Raw genomic sequence first — 19,733 nt, 5'->3', positions numbered from 1 at the left:
AGTAGATGGGCGATTTTTTGTGGAATTTGATGTCGTTTGTGGTGGCGTTAGGATTATTAATCACAGCCCACGAGTACGGTCATTTTTATGTGGCGCGTCGCTGCGGCGTCAAAGTCGAGCGTTTCTCTATCGGTTTTGGTAAGGCTATTTGGCGCAAAATTGGTAAAGATGGCACTGAATATGTCGTTGCCATGATCCCGCTCGGTGGCTACGTCAAAATGCTGGATGAGCGCGTTGAAGCCGTGCCTGAACATTTGCTCGACCAAGCCTTTAATCGTAAATCTGTATGGCAACGCATTGCGATTGTTGTCGCCGGCCCATTAGCTAATTTTCTGTTCGCGATCCTTGCTTTGTACGTTATGTACTTGATTGGCGTGCCAGCGTTAAAGCCGGTGGTGACTGCCGTTGATGCCACTAAACCTGCGGCTGTGATGCAAATTAACACGCCGCAGCAAATTCTAGCGGTTTCAGGGCAAGCGGTTAAAAACTGGGAAGATGTCAATCTAGCGCTTGTAGGCTTAATTGGCAGCGATGAAATCACTATCACCACAGCGCCGCTCGATAGAGCATCTACTTCAACCACCACAGATACTTATCGTTTAGATACCCGCGCGTGGCAGTTTAACCCTGAAAAAGAATCTGCCATTAGCGCCATTGGTTTTGTCGGTTATCGCCCGCAAATTTTACCTATCATTGCTGATTTTTCTGACGGCAGCGCAGCAAAGCTTGCCGGCATGCAGCTAGGTGATGAGATTATTGCCATCAATGGCGCCGCGTATCAAGATTGGCCAAGTTTTGTGGAACTAATCCAGCAATCGTCAGACCAGCGCTTATCCCTGACAGTCAAGCGTAGCGGCGAGCAACTAACCCTTGATGTTTTACCTAAGAGTCAAGAGCTTGCTGGTAAAACCGTCGGTATGATTGGCATAATTCCCACCAGTGAAGCTATCGCTGATAATATGCGTATTGAACAAAAATATGGCATAGTAGACGCAGTTGGTGTCGCGTTAGATAAAACATGGCAACTTACTTACGTCAGCGTTAAGATGATCGGCAAGTTATTGACAGGTGACGTTTCTGTTAAGAATCTCAGTGGGCCAATTTCCATCGCCCAAGGCGCAGGTAACAGTGCACAGTACGGATTAGTGCATTTCCTCGGATTTTTAGCGCTGATTAGTGTGAGTTTGGGCATTATGAATTTATTGCCTTTACCTGTGCTCGACGGTGGACATCTCATGTATTACTTGGTGGAACTCGTAACAGGAAGGCCTGTCTCAGAAAGAGTACAGGAAATTGGATTCAGATTTGGGGCAGCCATGCTGTTCATCTTGATGAGTGTTGCACTCTTCAATGATTTCGCCCGACTCTGAGCAAGGACAGACAAATAATTAGAAGAGCTCTATGAGATTGAATAAACTATTTGCCTCGATGTTATTCGTCGGTGCTTCTATTTCAGGGAATGGTTGGGCTAATGGCTTCCAACCTTTTGAAGTTACTGATATCCAAGTCGACGGTTTACAGCGGGTTGCCTTAGGTGCTGCCTTGCTTAATCTCCCGATAAAGGTCGGTGATGTGGTTGATCAAACTAAACTGCAGCAAGCGATTAAGAGTCTGTATGCGTCAACCAACTTCGAGAATGTTAGCGTGAGCCGTGACGGTGGCGTGTTAATGGTAGCGGTTAAAGAAAGACCGACCATTAGCACTATCACTTTTGAAGGCAACAAAGATATTAAAGATGAGCAGCTGCAAGAATCATTAAATGGCAGCGGCGTTAAGGTTGGCGAGTCTCTTGATAGAACTATGCTGACCGGCATCGAAAAAGGCTTACAAGACTTCTATTATGGCGTGGGTAAATATGGCGCAAAGGTAGAAGCTCAGGTCATTAATTTACCTCGTAACCGTGTTGAGCTGAAATTTACCTTTACCGAAGGCCTAGCGGCAGAAATCAAACAAATTAACTTCGTGGGTAATACGGTATTTACTGATGCTGAGCTGCGCGGTCTGATTGAACTGAAAGACTATGTGGCTTGGTGGGACTTATTTGGCGAGCGTCGTTATCAAAAGCAGAAACTGCAGGCCGACTTAGAGACCATTAAGAACCATTACCGCAATAACGGTTATATTCGCTTTGATGTCACTTCGACCCAAGTCGCTATGACGCCCGATCGCAAAGGCTTATACATCACAGTTAACGTCAATGAGGGTGAACCTTATAAAATTAAAGACGTGAATCTGACTGGTGATTTAATGGGCCGTGAAGACTTAATGAAGTCGATTCTGCCGATTAAAGCGGGCGGCGTGTACGATGGCGGCGATGTTACGTTTGCTGAAGAAATGTACAGCAAGTATTTAGGTCGTTTTGGTTACGCGTATCCAGAAGTCAAAACTTACCCTGAAATTGATGATGCCACTAAAGAAGTGACACTTAACATCAATATTAATCCGGGTAAGCGTGTTTATGTGCGCTCGATTAACTTCACGGGTAACAATGTTACTCAAGATGAAGTGATGCGCCGTGAATTACGGCAAATGGAAGGCGCTTGGTTAAATTCAGATCAAGTGGAGCAATCTAAGGCACGCTTAAACCGCTTAGGTTTCTTTGAAACTGTTGATACTGAAACTGTGCAAATTCCAGGTACTGACGATTTAGTCGATGTTAATTTTAAAGTGAAAGAGCAGCCATCTGGCTCGTTTAATGCTGGCGTCGGTTATGGTACTGAGTCAGGGGTTAGCTTGCAGTTTGGTGTGCAGCAAAATAACTTCTTAGGCACAGGTAACCAAGCGGGTATTAACCTCAGCACTAACAAGTACTCTAAAAACGTCAACTTAAGCTATAGCGATCCTTATTTCACTAAGGATGGCGTGAGCTTAGGCGGTAATGTTTATTGGAGTGAGTTCGATGCTGACGAAGCTAACCTTGAGCAATATAAGAATAGCTCTTACGGTGTGGGCTTAACCACAGGTTTCCCAATTAACGAATTTAACCGCATCAATGCGGGTATTGGTTATAGACACAACACTATTTCTGAAATTTCTGCTTACGAGCAGGCCGTGCGTTTTTACAATATTTACCGTGAAAACGATGACCCTAATGCCGATTTAAGTTTTGATAACTTTGATATCAGTTTAGGTTGGTATCGCAGCACCCTTAACCGCGGCACTTTCCCAACCGATGGTTCATCCCAGCGTCTGTCGGGTAAGATGACGGTTCCAGGTTCAGATCTGCAATATTTCCGTACTGAATTTGATACTAGCTTCTATTTCCCAATCGATCGCGATCAGAACTTTGTGGTCTTGACCCGCGCCCGCGCTGGTTATGGTAACGGTTATGGCACCTTTGGCGATAACGACCAAATCTTGCCATTCTGGGAAAACTTTTACTTAGGCGGTACTAGCCTGCGCGGCTTTAAGTCGAACTCTGTGGGACCGCGCTCCTTCTATCTGTATCGCGGTAGTGAGCCTTGTGTTCCGGATGCCAGTGGTGATGGTTGCAGTTTACCAGGCGACCCTAACTCTGTTCAGGTCAGTGAAGGCCGCAGCATCGGCGGTAACGCCATGGCCGTTGCCAGCTTAGAGATGATAGTGCCAACCCCATTCTTGGATGAGGCCTATACCAATTCTGTACGTACTAGCTTCTTCGTTGATGCGGGTAACGTTTGGGATACTGAGTTTGATTATGATTCATACCGCTATTTGCCAGCTGATCAATTCGCGCAGCTGCAAGACTTTAGCGATCCAAGCAGACTTAGAGCGTCATGGGGGTTAAGTGTTCAATGGCTATCGCCAATGGGCCCTATGGTGTTTTCACTCGCTTGGCCGCTGAAAGAGTACGAGGATGATGATACAGAGATCTTCTCGTTCAATATTGGCAAAACTTTCTAAAACGCATACACTCGGCAGGTTTTGCTGACTCAAAGAAGGAGTTTATAGTGAAAAAGATGTTCAATCGTGCGGCTTTGACCCTGTGTTTATTGGCTGTACCACTGGCTGCCCATGCAGAAAAAATTGCAGTTGTTGACATGCAGACTGTGTTTGAGCAGCTTCCACAGCGTGAGCAAATCTCTCAGTCACTTAAGTCTGAGTTTGGCGATCGCATGGCCAGCGTGCAAAAAATGCAAGAAGAATTGCGTGGCATGATGGAAAAGCAGCAGCGTGATGCGGCGTTAATGAGTGATAGCCAAAAAACTGAAATGGTTCGTAAAATGGAATCATTACAGTCAGAGTTACAGTTAAAAGGCAAAGCGTTAGATGAAGATCTGCGTCGTCGCCAAGGTGAAGAACAAAACAAGTTATTGGTAAAAGTTCAAAAAGTGATTACCGATATCGCTAACAAAAATGACTATGATCTAGTGCTTCAACGCGGCGCGGTAATTTACGCCAAGCCGGATGCTGATATCAGTAGTAAAGTGATTGAAGCCTTAAGCAAAGGCAAGTAATAAATGAAATGTGTGACCTTGAACCAACTGGGTGAGCTGTTAGGCGCCCAGGTTCAGGGTGACGGCAGCGTTGAAATTCACGCTGTTGCCACTCTGGAACAAGCTGGCTTAGGCCAGCTCTCTTTTTTGTCAAACAGCAAATATCGCTCGCAATTAGCAAATTGCTCGGCGAGTGCTGTGTTATTGACGGCCAATGATGCCAGTGAATTTAGCGGTAACGCCCTGATAGTGAATGACCCTTATGTGGGCTTTGCTAAAGTTGCGCAGTTACTCGACACTACGCCTGCGGCCGCGATTGGTATCCATGCTAGTGCCGTCATTGATCCCACGGCTAAGCTTGGGGAAGGGGTTAGCATAGGTGCCAATGCTGTGATTGGCGCAAACGTCATTTTAGGCGAGCAAGTGCAGATTGGTGCTGGCTGCGTGATTGGCCAAGATGTCATCATAGGATCAGGCTCGCGCTTATGGGCCAATGTAAGTGTGTATCATGATGTCCACATGGGCCGCGATTGCATTATCCATTCTGGCGCCGTTATTGGCTCTGATGGTTTTGGTTATGCCAATCAAAAAGGTCAATGGCTTAAAATTCCGCAAACCGGTGGCGTACGTATTGGCCATGGCGTGGAAATTGGTGCCGGCACTACGATTGATCGCGGCGCCTTAAGCCATACCGAAATCCATGATGGCGTGATTATTGATAACCAAGTGCAAATTGCTCATAACGATATTATTGGTGCTCATACTGCGATAGCAGGCTGCAGCACAGTCGCTGGCAGTGTCACCATAGGTAAATATTGTATTATTGGCGGTAACAGCGCCATCGCCGGCCATTTGAGCATTTGCGATGGTGTGCATGTCTCTGGCAGCACCAATATCACTAACTCGGTCAAAGAGCCGGGTCTACTGTCATCTGCCACTGTGGCGATGGACAATAAATCATGGCGTAAGAATACCGTACGTTTCCGTCAGTTGGATGAGTTATTCCAACGAGTGAAAACGTTAGAAAAAGCGTCAAAAGAATAATTTCCGCCCTAGGGTGAGAGGAAAGTGTGAGTGTCTAAACAAATGAACACCATGGATATCAAGGAAATTCTTGAATATCTGCCCCATAGATATCCATTTTTATTGGTTGATCGCGTGCTGGATTTCACTCCCGGTGAAAGTCTGCATGCCATAAAAAACGTGACCTTTAATGAACCGTTTTTTCAGGGACATTTCCCTGTTCAGCCGATTATGCCAGGGGTTTTATTGTTAGAAGCTATGGCGCAAGCCACAGGCTTACTGGCGTTTAAAACCATGAGTGATAAGCCATCGCCAAACGTGTTGTACTACTTTGCTGGCATAGATAAAGCTCGCTTCAAGAAAGTCGTGACCCCAGGTGATCAGCTGCATTTTCATGTTAAATATATCAAAGAGCGTCGCGGGATTGGCGTGTTTTATGGTGAAGTTCATGTGGATGGCGAGCTGGCTTGTTCTGCCGAAATCATGTGTGCCCGTAGAGAGATAGAGCAGTGATAGATAAGTTAGCTGTAGTACACCCTGACGCTAAGATTGGCAATAATGTCACTATTGGACCTTGGAGCTATATCGGCGAAGGCGTTGAAATAGGTGATGATTGCTGGATAAGTTCTCATGTCGTGATTAAAGGGCCGACTCAAATTGGCCGCGGTAATCGCATTTTCCAGTTTGCCTCTGTCGGCGAAGAATGCCAAGACAAGAAGTACGCTGGTGAACCTACTCGCCTCATCATAGGGGATAACAATATTATTCGTGAGTCTGTGACCATACATCGCGGCACGATTCAGGATAATAGTGAGACCCGTATTGGTTCAAACAACTTGCTGATGGCTTATGTGCATATTGCCCATGATTGTGTTGTCGGCAATAACGTGATTATGGCTAACAATGCCTCAATCGCTGGCCACGTTCATGTGGGTGACTTTGCCATTTTAGGTGGCATGACCGGTGTGCATCAGTTCGTGCATATCGGCGCGCACGCATTTACCGCAGGTTGCTCGTTAGTGCTACAAGATGTGCCGCCATTTGTCATGGCCTCAGGACAAGCCGCATCTCCTCGTGGTTTAAACTTTGAGGGCATGAAGCGCCGCGGTTACAGCAAAGAAACCCAGCAAGCCATGCGCCGCGCTTATAAAGCGTTTTATCGCAGCAGCTTAACGGTTGATGAAGCGATAGCCGCACTGACTGAAGATGCCGCTGCGTATCCTGATGTGCAAAACTTTATTGAATTTGTCCGTCAATCTAGTCGGGGAATCATTCGCTGATATGGCCAATAAGCCACTCATTTTCAGCCTAGTCGCCGGAGAAGTCTCCGGCGATATTTTAGGGGCTGGTTTAATTCGCTCGCTCAAGGTGCGCCACCCTGATGCGCGTTTCATTGGTATCGGCGGTCCATGTATGATGGCCGAAGGCTTTGAGACACTTTTTCCCATGGAAGAGCTGGCCGTTATGGGCATAGTGGAAGTGCTGTCGCGCTTACCTAGCTTATTGGCTATTCGTTCATCGTTAATCAAGCAAGTGATTGCGCTAAAACCTGATTGCTTTATTGGTATTGATGCCCCTGATTTTAACTTACCGGTTGAACGTAAGTTAAAGCTGGCTGGAATTAAGACCATACATTATGTCAGCCCGTCAGTATGGGCGTGGCGACCTAAACGTATTTTCAAAATTGCTAAGGCCACCAATATGGTGTTGTCTTTACTGCCCTTTGAAAAGGCGTTTTATGATGAGCATCAAGTGCCTTGTACTTTTGTGGGCCATACCTTGGCCGACGAAATTCCGCTAAGTAACGATAAACTTGCTGCGAGAGCTGCCTTAGGTATAGACGCAGATGCTGAATACTTAGCGATTTTGCCAGGTTCTCGCGGCGGCGAGCTTAAGCAGTTAGCTGAGCCTTTTGTAAAAGCGGCGCTACTTATCAAGCAAGCGTTTCCCGACCTTAAATTCATTACGCCTGTGGTCAATTCACAACGTCGTGAGCAGTATATGGCGGCCTTGCTTGAGCATGCGCCTGAATTATCTATTCATGTGGTTGAAGGCCAAAGCCGTGAAGTCATGATAGCAAGCGATGCCATTTTGCTGGCATCAGGTACTGCGACCTTAGAAGCTATGCTAGTTAATCGCCCTATGGTGGTGGCTTATCGCGTGGCGCCTATGACCTATAGCATTGCCAAACGCTTAATGAAAATTGATAGATTTTCACTGCCCAATTTACTGGCTGGGCGCGATTTAGTGCCTGAGCTTATTCAGGCCGATTGTACCCCTGAAAAAATAGCCAGCGCCGTGACTGACATGCTTAACCGCGATCCGCGCGATTTGATGCACACCTTTAATCAGTTGCATCAAAATATGCGGCTTAACGCCAGTGAGCGCGCAGCCGATGCTGTGCTTAAGGTTATTGCGGAGGATTAATGGCTATTTATCGAGAGTTAACCCCTGAGCAAGCGCAGGAGCTAGGCCAAGGTTTAGTTGCTGGAGTGGATGAAGTAGGCCGCGGCCCATTAGTGGGCGATGTTGTCACTGCGGCTGTGATTTTAGATCCCGCGCGGCCAATTGCTGGCCTTAACGATTCTAAAAAGCTTAGCGAGAAAAAGCGTGATGCCTTATTTGATGACATTATGGCTAATGCTTTGGCTATTAGTGTTGGCCGCGCCAGTCCTGCGGAAATTGATGAGCTTAATATTTTGCATGCGACTATGCTGGCCATGCAGCGCGCCGTTGCAGGCTTAGCTGTGACGCCAGAGCGAGTGTTAGTCGATGGTAATCGCACCCCTGATTTTGGCATAGCGAGTGACGCCGTTATTAAGGGCGATGGCTTAATTGCCTGTATTAGCGCGGCGTCAATTATCGCCAAAGTGATTCGTGACCGAGAAATGGATGAGCTTGATAGTCAGCATCCTGGGTATGGCTTTGCTAAACATAAGGGCTATCCGACTAAGGCGCATTTTGAAGCGCTGGCACAATACGGCGTATTGAGCGAGCATAGAAGAAGCTTTCGCCCTGTGAAAGAAGCGTTAGCAAAGCAAGCGCTTTAGCTTGAGTCATTGAACTCATTAAAAATTAAAAAGTCGCCACTGGCGACTTTTTGGTTATTAGATATCAATAACCCCATAGCTATGTTGCTGCTAGATGGCTTATGTCGATATAACGCGGTGGATGAGTTTATCCTCAAGTTTTATCCGTATTTGTATCATGCTGATTACTATCTGATAGTGGCGCGATATCAAGTTAATAACACCAAGGGTTAGCCCCCGTCTGAACACGCTTTTAGTTTTGGTTAACTAGGCGGCTCATGGTATCTTTTGCCCTTCGATTGGTTAGAGTATTCAAGTTCCCATGTCTGAACCCCGTTTTGTGCATCTTCGTGTCCACAGTGACTATTCCATGAGTGATGGCGTTGCCAAGGTGAAGCCAATTTTGGCGCGCACAGAGGCATTACATATGCCCGCACTGGCATTAACGGATCAGACTAACCTCTGTGGCTTAGTTAAATTTTACAGTGGCTGTCATGATAGAGGCATTAAGCCGATTATTGGCAGTGACTTTGGCATGCAAGTGCCAGGCTTTGAAGGCGAGTTGTGTAGCATTACTATCCTTGCCATGGATAACGAGGGTTATCAAAACTTAACGCAGCTCATCAGCCAAGCGTATTTGCGTGGCCATATTCTAGATCGAGCGGTTATTGATCAAGATTGGCTATTGACCTATGGCAAAGGCCTAATTTTACTGTCGGGCGCTAAAGATGGCGATGTTGGTAAGGCGTTGCTAAAAGGCAACACCACCCAAGCCAATGCCTTGTGTGACTTTTATCAACAGCATTTCCCAGACAGATATTACCTTGAATTACTGCGCACTGGCCGCGCCGATGAAGAGCGTTATTTGCATGCGGCTGTGGCCTTAGCCGATGAGCGCGGCTTGCCTGTGGTTGCCACTAACCAAGTGGTATTTTTAACCCCTGAGGATTTTGAAGCTCATGAAATTCGCGTGGCGATTCATGATGGTTTCACCTTAGCTGACCCAAGACGTCCTAAAAAATACAGTGCTAATCAATATTTACGCACTGAAGATGAAATGTGTGAATTGTTTCAAGACATTCCAGAAGCCCTTCAAAACTCAGTCGAGATTGCAAAACGCTGTAACGTCACTGTGCGTTTATACGAATACTTTTTGCCAAACTTCCCGACCGGTGATTTATCCATTGAAGACTTCTTGGTGGCAAAATCTGAAGAAGGTCTTGAAGCGCGTCTTGAGTTTTTATTCCCAGATCCTGAGGTTAGACGCGAGCGCCGCGGCGAATACGATGAGCGCTTAGCGGTTGAACTTAAAGTGATTAACCAGATGGGATTCCCTGGATACTTCTTGATTGTAATGGAGTTTATTCAGTGGGGTAAAGATAACGCAATCCCAGTGGGTCCAGGGCGTGGTTCGGGCGCGGGTTCATTAGTGGCTTACGCCTTAAAAATTACCGACCTTGACCCATTAGAATACGACTTACTGTTCGAGCGCTTCTTGAACCCTGAGCGTGTCTCTATGCCCGACTTTGACGTCGACTTTTGCATGGATAGACGCGATGAAGTGATAGATCACGTGGCTGAGCTTTATGGCCGCGAAGCGGTATCGCAAATCATTACCTTTGGTACTATGGCGGCCAAAGCCGTAGTGCGAGACGTTGGGCGTGTGCTCGGTCATCCTTATGGTTTTGTCGACCGTATTTCAAAAATGATCCCTGCGGAACCTGGCATGACCTTAGCTAAAGCCTTTGAGGCCGAGCCGAGCTTACCAGAAGCCTATGACGCGGATGAAGATGTTAAAGAACTGATAGACATGTGTCGTCAGCTTGAAGGCGTTACCCGTAACGCCGGTAAACATGCGGGGGGCGTGGTGATTGCGCCTACCAAAATCACTGACTTTGCGCCGCTTTATTGCGATAGCGAAGGTAATTTCCCGGTCACTCAATTTGATAAAAACGATGTTGAAACCGCAGGCTTAGTAAAGTTCGACTTCTTGGGGCTAAGAACCTTAACCATTATTGATTGGGCGCTGAGGATGATTAATCCAAGGCTCGCCACAATGGGTAAGCCGCCTGTGGATATTGAGCGTATCCCAACGGTAGATCCTAAGTGTTTTGCCTTACTTAAGCGTTACGAAACCACGGCCGTGTTCCAGCTTGAATCGCGCGGTATGAAGGATTTGATTAAGCGTCTGCAACCCGACTGCTTTGAAGACATGATTGCCTTGGTGGCCTTGTTCCGCCCGGGCCCTTTGCAGTCAGGCATGGTAGATAACTTTATCGACCGTAAGCATGGTACTGAAGCCGTATCTTATCCCGATGAAAAATGGCAGCACGAGAGCTTAAAACCCATTCTTGAACCGACCTACGGCATTATCTTGTATCAAGAGCAGGTAATGCAGATTGCCCAAACCTTGGCGGGTTATACCTTGGGCGGCGCCGACATGTTGCGCCGTGCTATGGGTAAGAAAAAACCCGAAGAAATGGCCAAGCAGCGCGCCGGTTTTGAGCAAGGCGCCGTTGATAACGGCGTGGACGGCGAGTTGGCGATGAAAATCTTCGACTTGGTGGAAAAATTCGCAGGTTACGGTTTTAACAAATCTCACTCAGCCGCCTATGCACTGGTGTCATACCAAACCTTATGGTTAAAAACCCATTATCCCTCTGAATTTATGGCAGCGGTTATGTCTGCCGATATGGATAACACCGACAAGATAGTGACCTTAGTGGATGAGTGTGACCGCATGGGGCTCACCATCATTCCGCCTGACGTTAACAAGGGCGAATTTAAGTTTACTGTTGATGATGAACTGCGCATTGTTTATGGCATTGGCTCGATTAAAGGCGTCGGTGAAGGTCCGGTAGAATCCATTTTGCAAGCCCGTGAAGCTGGCCCCTTTATTGATTTATTTGATTTTTGTGCCCGCGTTGATTTAAAGAAACTTAATAAACGTGTGATTGAGCGCCTAATTCAAGCGGGCGCCTTAGATAATTTAGGCCCGCACCGCGCCTCCATGATGGCGACGTTGCCAGAGGCGATTCGCGCCGCCGATCAACACGCTAAAGCTGAGGCCATAGGTCAAGGCGATATGTTTGGTTTACTCAATAGTGAGCCTGAAGACAGTAAGCAGCAGTTTGTGGATTGCCCCGCTTGGCCCGATAAAGTTTGGCTCGAAGGTGAGCGTGAAACCTTAGGTCTGTATTTAACGGGTCACCCTATTAATCAGTACTTAACTGAGCTTAAGCATTACACCAGCGGCCGCATTAAAGATGTGCATCCCACTGAGCGCGGTAAAACTGCGAAAGCTGCGGGCTTAGTGGTGGCTACGCGCGTGATGGTCACTAAACGTGGCTCGAAAATGGGCTTAGTGACCTTAGATGATAAGAGCGCGCGCTTAGAAGTCATGCTCTTCACCGAAGCCTTTGAAAAATTTGGTCACTTGCTTGAGAAAGATAAAATTCTGATTTGCGAAGGCGAAGTGAGTTTTGATGATTATTCTGGCGGTAACCGTATGACGGCGCGCAATATCATTGAAATTAGCGAGGCGCGCAGTCATTTTGTTAAAGCGCTGGAAGTGGATATTGATGCTAGTCGCGTTAATCTTGATGGCTTAAATCAATTAACCCAAATCTTAAGCCCATGGAAACAAGGCGCTGTGCAAGTGCGGATTAATTATCAGCAAGCGCAAGCCTTCGGTCAGCTTGTCTTAGGTGATGAGTGGCGAGTCAACCCCACAGATGAACTCGTGCTGGCGCTGCAAGGCTTATTAGGGCCAGACAAGGTACGGATCTTGTTCTAGCACTCAGTGGTAGATGTATTTTTAGATGTAACAATGAAGAGGTTGGCTATGGATTTCGCGTTAATGGCGCCATTATTGGCACAATTTGAACAAGCTATTAAGGCGTCAGAAGTAGCTTTTCCTGTAAGCCCCGCAAGTCACACCCGCACCTTGTTTATTGGTTACAGTGGTGGCATGGATTCTGAGTTATTGGCGGCCACTGCGGCGGCTTTTATGCAGCATCATGGCTGTGACGTAACTGAAGAACGCGTGCGCTACTGTGTGCGCTTAGTGCATGTGCACCATGGCTTAAGTCAGCATGCCGATACTTGGGCTGATCATTGCAGTCAGCGCGCCGCGCTCTATCAATTGCCATTAACTGTGTGCCGCGTCAATCTTGATAATCGTGCGGGCAAAAGCTTAGAAGCTGTTGCTCGTGACGCTCGCTATCAAGCGATTGATGATTTGATGGCAGCAGGCGATGTTTTACTTACCGCTCATCATCAAGACGATCAACTCGAAACTGTGCTACTTGCCTTAGCCCGGGGCTTTGGGCCATTAGGCTTAAGCGCTATGGGCGCAGTGCAAGCCTTTGGTAAGCATAAATGGCAATGCCGACCGTTTTTAGCGTTAAGTCGTGACGAGTTAGAAGAGTTTGCTGCTTTGCTGGCTATCGCCCACATTGATGATGAAAGTAATCAAGATCTCCGTTTTGATCGCAACTTTTTACGCCATGACATTATCCCTAAGCTTAAACAGCGCTGGCCTGCCATAGCCCGCACGGCGTCGCGCAGTGCCAGTCTATGCGCCAATGAATATGGGCTATTAACTGAAGAAGCCGATGTGCGTTTGCAGCGTTTAGAGCAATATTCAGCCATTAATGGCATGAGTCTCTGTGTATCTGGCTTAGCTCAGTTATCACCTGATTGGCAAACGCAAGTGTTAAGGCGCTTTATTCAGCACAGACAATGCCCCATGCCTAGCCAAGTGCAATTGCAGCAAGTATTAATGCAGATCCATTCGGCCAAAGAAGATGCCAAAGTAAGCTTGCATGTTTCTGGCTGTTTATTAAGACGTTTTGGCGATGGCCTCTATGTGGCGACGGCGCCTATTGCGGATAAAACGCGCTTTGATGCTATCAATCAGGCAATAGTGACAACCTTAGGGCAAACGTTGAGGCAGGGAAAAGAGGCGCTGGATTTACAGTTATTGAGTTCACAGGCGCTGAACTCGCAATCACAGAGCGAACCTTCTTTAAGTCTAGAGTTTCCAAGTGTGCAACTTGAGTGGCGCTTAGCCCGTGAGGGCGCGCGTTTACGATTGCCGCATCAGGATGAAGTCGTAAGCGTTGGTTATTGGAGGGATAAAGACATCAGTGGCCGTTTGCGCTGTCATCCGAGTTTTCGCCATCAAGGGCGCGAGCTTAAGAAAATGTGGCAAGAATTAGCCGTCGCGCCATGGATTAGAGAGCAAGTCCCGTTAGTGTTTTATAACCAAACCTTAGTGGCCTCAGGATTATGGGTTGAGCGTCATGCTCTGGCCCAAGACCAAGATGCGGGTTGGCTTGCCTGTGTTACTCCAGGCTAATGGCTAATAGTTTATGTTTAACTTTAGCTTTAATGTTAACGCGTTAGTCCCCAACGACTCATTTCTAGATTGTTCAAGATTGTTAACTGTATTAAACCGCGGCTGATATTAATCGCAAGCGCTACAGGCGGTATGTTTGCCACTGGCTTTAGCAGCGTACAAGGCCTTATCTGCAGTTTCATACAGTTTGGCGGCAGTGGCACTGGCTTGCCACTGAGCTAAGCCTATGCTCACACCTATCTTGGCTTGTTGGCAAGCCTCATTGGCACTCACTTGCGCAAGTATGCGGTTTGCGAGTAAATGGGCGCCAGCAGCATTAGTATCAAGCAAAATGGTAAATTCATCTCCGCCTACTCTAAAACCTCGGTCGGTATCGCGTAGTTGCTGATTGAGAATACTGGCGAAACTTTGCAGCAGTGCATCCCCTTGTTGATGGCCTTGGTTGTCATTGACCTGTTTAAAGTTATCTAAATCCAAAATCATTAAAGATAGAGGCAAACCATTGCGGCGACTGCGCGCTATGGCTTTATCCATGCTTAATTCAAAACCGCGGCGATTACCTAAACCTGTGAGACTATCATGCATGGCTTGATTAGCCACTTGGCTGTGAGTCAGGGCATTATTGATGGCTGGGGCTAACCAAGACTCAAATAATTGTAAGCAGAGTAAATCATCGCTGCTCAGCGCCTTAGCTAGGTAATATTGCAAGGTAACATTGGCTACTATGGGTCTATGAATGTATTGGCCTGACTGATGGCCCCATACCCACTTGTTAGTGGCTGTATGCAATTTTAAGCCGTGGACAGGCAAGAAATTGCCGAGCACTTGGGAAAATGTCGCGAGCACTTGCTCCGGCTCTAAGCTTGCATGTAAGCGCTGCAAGATAGCAATTTGATCTTGGCTAGATAAGGATGACTTAGGGTTAAAGCCAGGCCAAAAGCCTAAGTTGCTGTTAGCTGGATTGATATGTGCTATTTGGGCGAATGAGCTCATGGTAACTCCCTTAGACGTTGGCAATCTCAGTTACGTCTATGATTGACCGATTTGGTTGATATTACTTAGCAATCTCTGTGCCTAGTCATGCATAAATAAATTTGTCTTTACTTGTCATTCAGTTACTATTCACAAGGCGTTAACATTGTGAGTGAGAGCTGTCAGATAAGTCGCACTGACATTTTTTTGACAACGGGAGGTCTATGGAACAAGCATTCTTGGTAAAGATCCTGTTGATGTTAGTGATTGCTATTGCTTCGATTGCTTGGTTTCGACGTTTAGGGCTGCCTGCCATTTTGGCTTACTTATTAACTGGCATGTTAAGCGGCCCTGGCGGCTTTGATTGGTTTAGTCAGCAGCAAATGCAATCGGTCGCTGAGCTTGGCGTTGTGCTCTTGATGTTTACCTTGGGACTGGAATTTTCTTTGCCGCGATTGCTGGCCATGCGCCGCACTGTGTTTGGTTTAGGCAGCGCGCAGGTGATTGTGACATCAAGCGTCGTCGTGTTAGTGTCGCTGGCGCTAGGGTTGTCTTTGGTAGAAGCCATGATAATTGGCGCGGTTATCGCCTTATCCTCCACGGCTATTGTGCTTAAACTGCTTAACGAGCAAGGCTGGTTAAGGCGGCGCCACGGCGAATTGTCGGTCAGCGTATTATTGTTCCAAGACTTAGCGGTTATTCCGTTATTGATTCTGTTACCTCTTATGGGCAGTGAGAGTCAGGCTGCAAATCACTCCGAAATATTTATCGCCTTAGTGAAAGGGATCGTGGCCTTTGTAGCCTTGATGGCCTTTGGCCGCTGGGCGCTCCCTAAATTATTTGATGAAGTGGCGCGCTCACGCTCCAATGAGTTGTTTGTACTCACTACCTTAGTGGTTGCCACTCTGACTGGGGTCTTTACCCATTGGCTGGGATTATCCATGGCGCTCGGCGCCTTTATGGCAGGCATGTTATTGGGGGAAAGTCAGTATCGGCGCCAATTAGAAGCGGACATTAGTCCATTTCGGGATTTGCTGATGGGGCTGTTTTTTATCTCCATAGGCATGCTGCTGGATTTAACCTTAGTGTTGTCATTTTGGTGGCAGGTCTTAGTGATTTTACTCGCGGTAGTTGTAGGTAAAATTGCGATTTTATTCGGCATTTTGCGCCTCAGCGGTGAGTCTACAAAAATTTCGGCGACCAGCGCTATTACACTCGCGCAAGTCGGAGAATTTAGTTTTGTAGTGTTGGCGTTGGCAGTTAATTATCAGCTGCTTAGCAGTGAAATTAGCACCATTTTAGTCATGGTGGCTGTGATATCCATGGGATTAGCGCCAGCGTTAATTCGTCATTGCGGTGAGATAATAGGCGCCTTTGGCGGCATGGGCGCGGATGTTGAAAATCATAGTGTTAGCCCTAAAGTGCGCCAAGCTCAGGTGTTGATCTTGGGGTATGGGCGTGTTGGTCAAACCGTTGCCCGCTTTTTACGCTCAGAAGCTGTGCCTTATGTGGTGTTAGATCTCGACCCTACCCGCGTATCTGAGGCGCGAATGGCAGGGGAGCCAGTATTATTTGGCGATGCCTGTAAACGCAGCTTGTTGTTAGAAGCGGGGTTACTTGATGTAAACATGTTAGTGATTAGCTTTTGTGATGGCCGCGCCTTAGAAGAAGTCTTGCCGCTGGCGCGCGAATTAGCGCCGCAACTCACTATTTTAGTGCGCACCCGTGATGATTCTAACATGACGGAATTTGAACAAGCGGGCGCGAGCCAAGTGATCCCAGAATCCTTAGAAGGCAGCTTAATGTTAGTGTCGCAAGTCTTGTATCGCTGCGGCGTGCCCTTAACTCGAATTTTAAAGCGCTTAGAGTCGGAGCGGCGCAATCATTATCATTATTTGCATGGCTTTTTTAGCGGTCAAGAATCGGATTTTACTTTAGAGCAATTGCATGCAGTGGCGCTGCCGGCATCAGCCTGGGCCGTAGGTAAGCGCTTGAGTCAAGTGCCAACGGCGCGCCTTAGAATCGAAATCCGGGCGATTCGGCGCAGTGGCGAAGAAGTTGAAAACCCACCCTCTGACTGGTTGTTGCAAGCCGATGATATTTTACTATTGCAAGGTAAGCCTAGGCGGGTGGAGCGGGCTGAGATATTTCTGCTGGGAGGTTAATTTTCCTTAATGCTGGGATTCATCATCAAACTGATATTAGCTGCCATAGGCTGCTAAAAACACTCGGCAAATTTCAGCATTACTAATATCGGCGGCGTTGTTATCGCAGTGCGTATCTAATTCGAATAGGCTTGGCCATAAAAACACGCCGTTAAATAGGCTCTTTAAGGTGCGACTCATGGCCTTAATATCCCCGCTGAGTTTGCCTGCCTTCACGGCATCTTTTAGCCAGAGGTCGATACTATTGTCTTGCTCACGCACCAACGAGAGTAATTGCTTAGCCATTTCAGGTTGTTGTAAACACTGAGATAACAGCATGCGAATACTCTGCATACTAGCATCAAGGCACAACAAGGCGCTTTGATGGTTCAATAAGCACATTAGTTGTGGCTCTAATGCTAATTCAGGGTTAAAGCATTCAGATGCAGGCGTTTGTAGCTTAAGGTGTAAAGCTAATAATACTGCCTTGAATAACTCGAGCTTATTATCAAAATGGCGATACAAAGTGCGTTTAGATACGCCTGCGGCTAAGCAAATATGGTCAAGATTAGCGGCTTGATAGCCTTTAGCGAGAAATTCATGCTTGGCTTGCTCAAGTATGGCTTGATGCTTAAGTTCTGATAATTTCATGTAAATTTTTATTAAACTGCCTAAGTTAACTCTCGACTAAAAGTACACTCACAAGTTTACTTTTTCAAGTCGATTATTTAGACTAGCGCCTCACCTTTCGTCTAATTGCCTCAATGCTAATGGAACCCTAATGAGCTCGACTCGCGCCTTTCTTTCGCCGTTATTTATCTTTGCTCTTTTTTCACCAACAGTTAACGCTGAGGCGTGGTTGCCGCTATTTGCTGATGAAGCCATCGCAAAAGGTTACGTGCTGCCAGAGCCTTTTGGTTTGAGCATTGGCACTATGCATGTTGAGCAAGGGATTGAGGTTGATAGCATAGGTTTTGGTGGTTTGAATCATCCCTTGTTTCCAAGTAAGCCGCTAGCACCTGATGCCATAGATATCAGCGCTGAGCACGGTGAGCAGCAAAGCCAAGTGTATACCTTGCGCGCCGATGCTTGGTTGTTACCCTTTTTAAATGTCTATGCCATCGCGGGTAAAATGACTGGCTACACTGAGACCAAGGTGCATATCAATAAAGTGCATATCAAGCCATTCCCGCCTATTACTCAAGGCTTACCTTCGTTTGATTTTCGATTAGATTTAGACGGCTACTTGTATGGTGGCGGTATTGTGATTGCAGGCGGCGTGGGTAACTGGTTTACCTTGATTGATGCCAGCCTTACTAACACCCGCTTAACTGTGATTGACGGCAACATTAACGCTTTCGTGTTATCACCGCGTATTGGTTATGACTTCTCAGAGAAAGGTTTACCGCTGCGTCTGTGGGTAGGCGGTATGTATCAAGAAGTTGAGCAAGAGCTTAGCGGTAAGATAAGTGATTTAGATTTAGGCCCTGTGGGAAATGAGCTCATTAAGGCCGTCGACCGTAATGGCGAAGCGCGTTTTGATGTGGAGCAGCATTTAACTACTCCGTGGAATACCTTAGTGGGTTTCCAATATTTGATTGGTCGCGACTGGTCGCTGGTGGGGGAAGTTGGGCTGGGTGGACGCAAGAGCGGCATGTTATCTCTGGAGTACCGTTTTTGAGGTTAAGCATTCGCTTACTTGCGAGCATAGCGGCCTTATTAAGTCCGCTAGCGCATGCCGACTGGCTTGAAGATATGCTCAAAGAGCTTGGCGGCAGTAAGGACATTGATGTCAGCCAAGGCATTGATTGGGGCGTACTGCCAGGACCTTTTGTCAATCCGGTGCAAGGATTTGGCTTAGGGGTTGCTGCCATTGGTTTATATTCGCCGTCCGGGCGAGAAGATGATGTCCAACTCTCAACCTTAAGCGTTAAGTCGTTTGTATCAAGTTCCGGCTCCTACGGCTTTGGCGTTGAAAATCGCAGTTACTTTGGCGATGACACCTGGCGTTTGGGACTGGATGCTTGGCTAAGTCATTCGCCGCAAGATTATTGGGGCATAGGCAAAGAAGCTGCCAGCAACAGCGCCAATCAAACTGCTTACGATAGCCAAGTGTTAGAGTTATCGCCTAATGTCAGTTATCGCTTACTGCGTAATACCTATGTGCAGCTTGGCTGGGACTTTCAGTCAGTCACTGAGCTGAGTGCCGAGGGTCCTGCGCTTAATACTGAGCAATTGCAAGACAGTCGCATCAGCGGGCTGAGCGTGTCTTTGGCTTATGACAGCCGTGATTTTGCGCCTAATCCCGAGCGCGGCTTATTGGCAGAAATTAAGTATCAACACTATAGCAAGCAATGGGGTTCTGACTTTGATTTTGACAAGATGTCAGTCAATATCCGCCAATATCATAGGTTTAGCCCGCAGTATATTGTAGCCTTTGAGGTCTATGGTGAAGGCTCTAGTGGCGATGTGCCTTGGTACGCCTTGCCAAAGCTTGGCACGGATGGCCGCATGCGCGGTTACTATCAAGGGCAATATCGGGATAACTATTTTCTTAGTAGCCAAATTGAATTGCGCCAAGCGTTGAGCGAGCGTCATGGATTGGTTTACTGGGTGGGAGCTGGCAATGTGGCTCCTGATTGGTCTGGATTATTTAGTCAAGACTGGCTGCCGACCTTAGGCATAGGTTATCGCTTAGCCTTTAAACCTAGGGTGAATATCCGCTTAGATGTTGGTATTGGTAAAGATTCTAGCGGCGTGTATTTCCAAATTAATGAAGCATTTTAAA

At 47.1% G+C, this 19,733-nt stretch carries 16 protein-coding genes; 14 read left to right on the top strand and 2 right to left on the bottom strand.

Translation table 11 applies throughout. The annotated features are described in order from the left end of the window. The first annotated feature begins 5 nt into the window (after window positions 1–5). From rseP to tilS, 11 genes are all read left to right on the top strand, one after another. On the top strand, window positions 6–1,370 hold the full coding sequence (gene rseP, locus AC1HDP_RS07765) for a sigma E protease regulator RseP (RefSeq protein ID WP_479638315.1): 1,365 nt from the start codon (window positions 6–8) through the stop codon (window positions 1,368–1,370). Between the two features lie 31 nt (window positions 1,371–1,401). Continuing rightward, a complete protein-coding gene (gene bamA / locus AC1HDP_RS07760; protein ID WP_479638314.1) occupies window positions 1,402–3,882 on the top strand; it encodes an outer membrane protein assembly factor BamA in 2,481 nt (826 codons plus the stop codon). Window positions 3,883–3,938: 56 nt separating this feature from the next. Next, complete coding sequence (locus AC1HDP_RS07755) at window positions 3,939–4,436, top strand: OmpH/Skp family outer membrane protein (protein WP_479639850.1); 498 nt, start codon at window positions 3,939–3,941, stop codon at window positions 4,434–4,436. A 3-nt stretch (window positions 4,437–4,439) separates the two neighbouring features. After that, window positions 4,440–5,459 carry a UDP-3-O-(3-hydroxymyristoyl)glucosamine N-acyltransferase gene (gene lpxD / locus AC1HDP_RS07750; RefSeq protein WP_479638313.1) on the top strand — a complete coding sequence of 340 codons (1,020 nt, stop codon included), beginning with the start codon at window positions 4,440–4,442 and terminating at the stop codon, window positions 5,457–5,459. Between the two features lie 30 nt (window positions 5,460–5,489). Further along, complete coding sequence (gene fabZ / locus AC1HDP_RS07745) at window positions 5,490–5,951, top strand: 3-hydroxyacyl-ACP dehydratase FabZ (RefSeq protein ID WP_140933257.1); 462 nt, start codon at window positions 5,490–5,492, stop codon at window positions 5,949–5,951. After that, on the top strand, window positions 5,948–6,718 hold the full coding sequence (gene lpxA, locus AC1HDP_RS07740) for an acyl-ACP--UDP-N-acetylglucosamine O-acyltransferase (protein WP_140933256.1): 771 nt from the start codon (window positions 5,948–5,950) through the stop codon (window positions 6,716–6,718). Before fabZ ends, lpxA begins: the two co-directional genes overlap by 4 nt. 1 nt (window position 6,719) lies before the next feature. Then, window positions 6,720–7,865 carry a lipid-A-disaccharide synthase gene (lpxB, locus tag AC1HDP_RS07735; protein WP_479638312.1) on the top strand — a complete coding sequence of 382 codons (1,146 nt, stop codon included), beginning with the start codon at window positions 6,720–6,722 and terminating at the stop codon, window positions 7,863–7,865. After that, window positions 7,865–8,488, top strand: a complete 624-nt coding sequence (gene rnhB, locus AC1HDP_RS07730) for a ribonuclease HII (RefSeq protein ID WP_479638311.1) — start codon at window positions 7,865–7,867, stop codon at window positions 8,486–8,488. Before lpxB ends, rnhB begins: the two co-directional genes overlap by 1 nt. Window positions 8,489–8,497: 9 nt before the next feature. Beyond that, on the top strand, window positions 8,498–8,701 hold the full coding sequence (locus AC1HDP_RS07725; RefSeq protein ID WP_479638310.1) for a hypothetical protein: 204 nt from the start codon (window positions 8,498–8,500) through the stop codon (window positions 8,699–8,701). Between the two features lie 88 nt (window positions 8,702–8,789). Continuing rightward, a complete protein-coding gene (gene dnaE, locus AC1HDP_RS07720) occupies window positions 8,790–12,263 on the top strand; it encodes a DNA polymerase III subunit alpha (protein WP_479638309.1) in 3,474 nt (1,157 codons plus the stop codon). Between the two features lie 48 nt (window positions 12,264–12,311). Next, window positions 12,312–13,829, top strand: a complete 1,518-nt coding sequence (tilS, locus tag AC1HDP_RS07715; protein ID WP_479638308.1) for a tRNA lysidine(34) synthetase TilS — start codon at window positions 12,312–12,314, stop codon at window positions 13,827–13,829. A 108-nt stretch (window positions 13,830–13,937) separates the two neighbouring features. Here tilS and AC1HDP_RS07710 read toward each other — a convergent pair whose 3' ends face one another. After that, entirely contained in the window at window positions 13,938–14,822 is an 885-nt protein-coding gene (locus tag AC1HDP_RS07710; protein WP_479638307.1) for a GGDEF domain-containing protein, read from the bottom strand. Between the two features lie 203 nt (window positions 14,823–15,025). Between AC1HDP_RS07710 and AC1HDP_RS07705 the strand changes: the two genes are divergently transcribed. Beyond that, window positions 15,026–16,966 carry a monovalent cation:proton antiporter family protein gene (locus AC1HDP_RS07705; RefSeq protein ID WP_479638306.1) on the top strand — a complete coding sequence of 647 codons (1,941 nt, stop codon included), beginning with the start codon at window positions 15,026–15,028 and terminating at the stop codon, window positions 16,964–16,966. 36 nt (window positions 16,967–17,002) lie between these two features. Here AC1HDP_RS07705 and AC1HDP_RS07700 read toward each other — a convergent pair whose 3' ends face one another. After that, window positions 17,003–17,596 (bottom strand): TetR/AcrR family transcriptional regulator, encoded by a 594-nt coding sequence (locus AC1HDP_RS07700; protein ID WP_479638305.1) that lies wholly within the window; start codon window positions 17,594–17,596, stop codon window positions 17,003–17,005. A 130-nt stretch (window positions 17,597–17,726) separates the two neighbouring features. Between AC1HDP_RS07700 and AC1HDP_RS07695 the strand changes: the two genes are divergently transcribed. Continuing rightward, window positions 17,727–18,626 (top strand): virulence protein, encoded by a 900-nt coding sequence (locus tag AC1HDP_RS07695; RefSeq protein WP_479638304.1) that lies wholly within the window; start codon window positions 17,727–17,729, stop codon window positions 18,624–18,626. Beyond that, window positions 18,623–19,732: a BamA/TamA family outer membrane protein gene (locus tag AC1HDP_RS07690; RefSeq protein WP_479638303.1), complete on the top strand. Its 1,110-nt coding sequence runs from the start codon at window positions 18,623–18,625 to the stop codon at window positions 19,730–19,732. The genes AC1HDP_RS07695 and AC1HDP_RS07690 overlap by 4 nt, the downstream gene beginning before the upstream one ends. The last annotated feature ends 1 nt before the right edge of the window (window position 19,733 follow it).

It is taken from the genome of Shewanella sp. ISS20 (genome assembly GCF_056522965.1).
The sequence above is the reverse complement of the archived record's forward strand: the minus strand, read 5'-3'. Positions and strand labels throughout refer to the sequence as shown.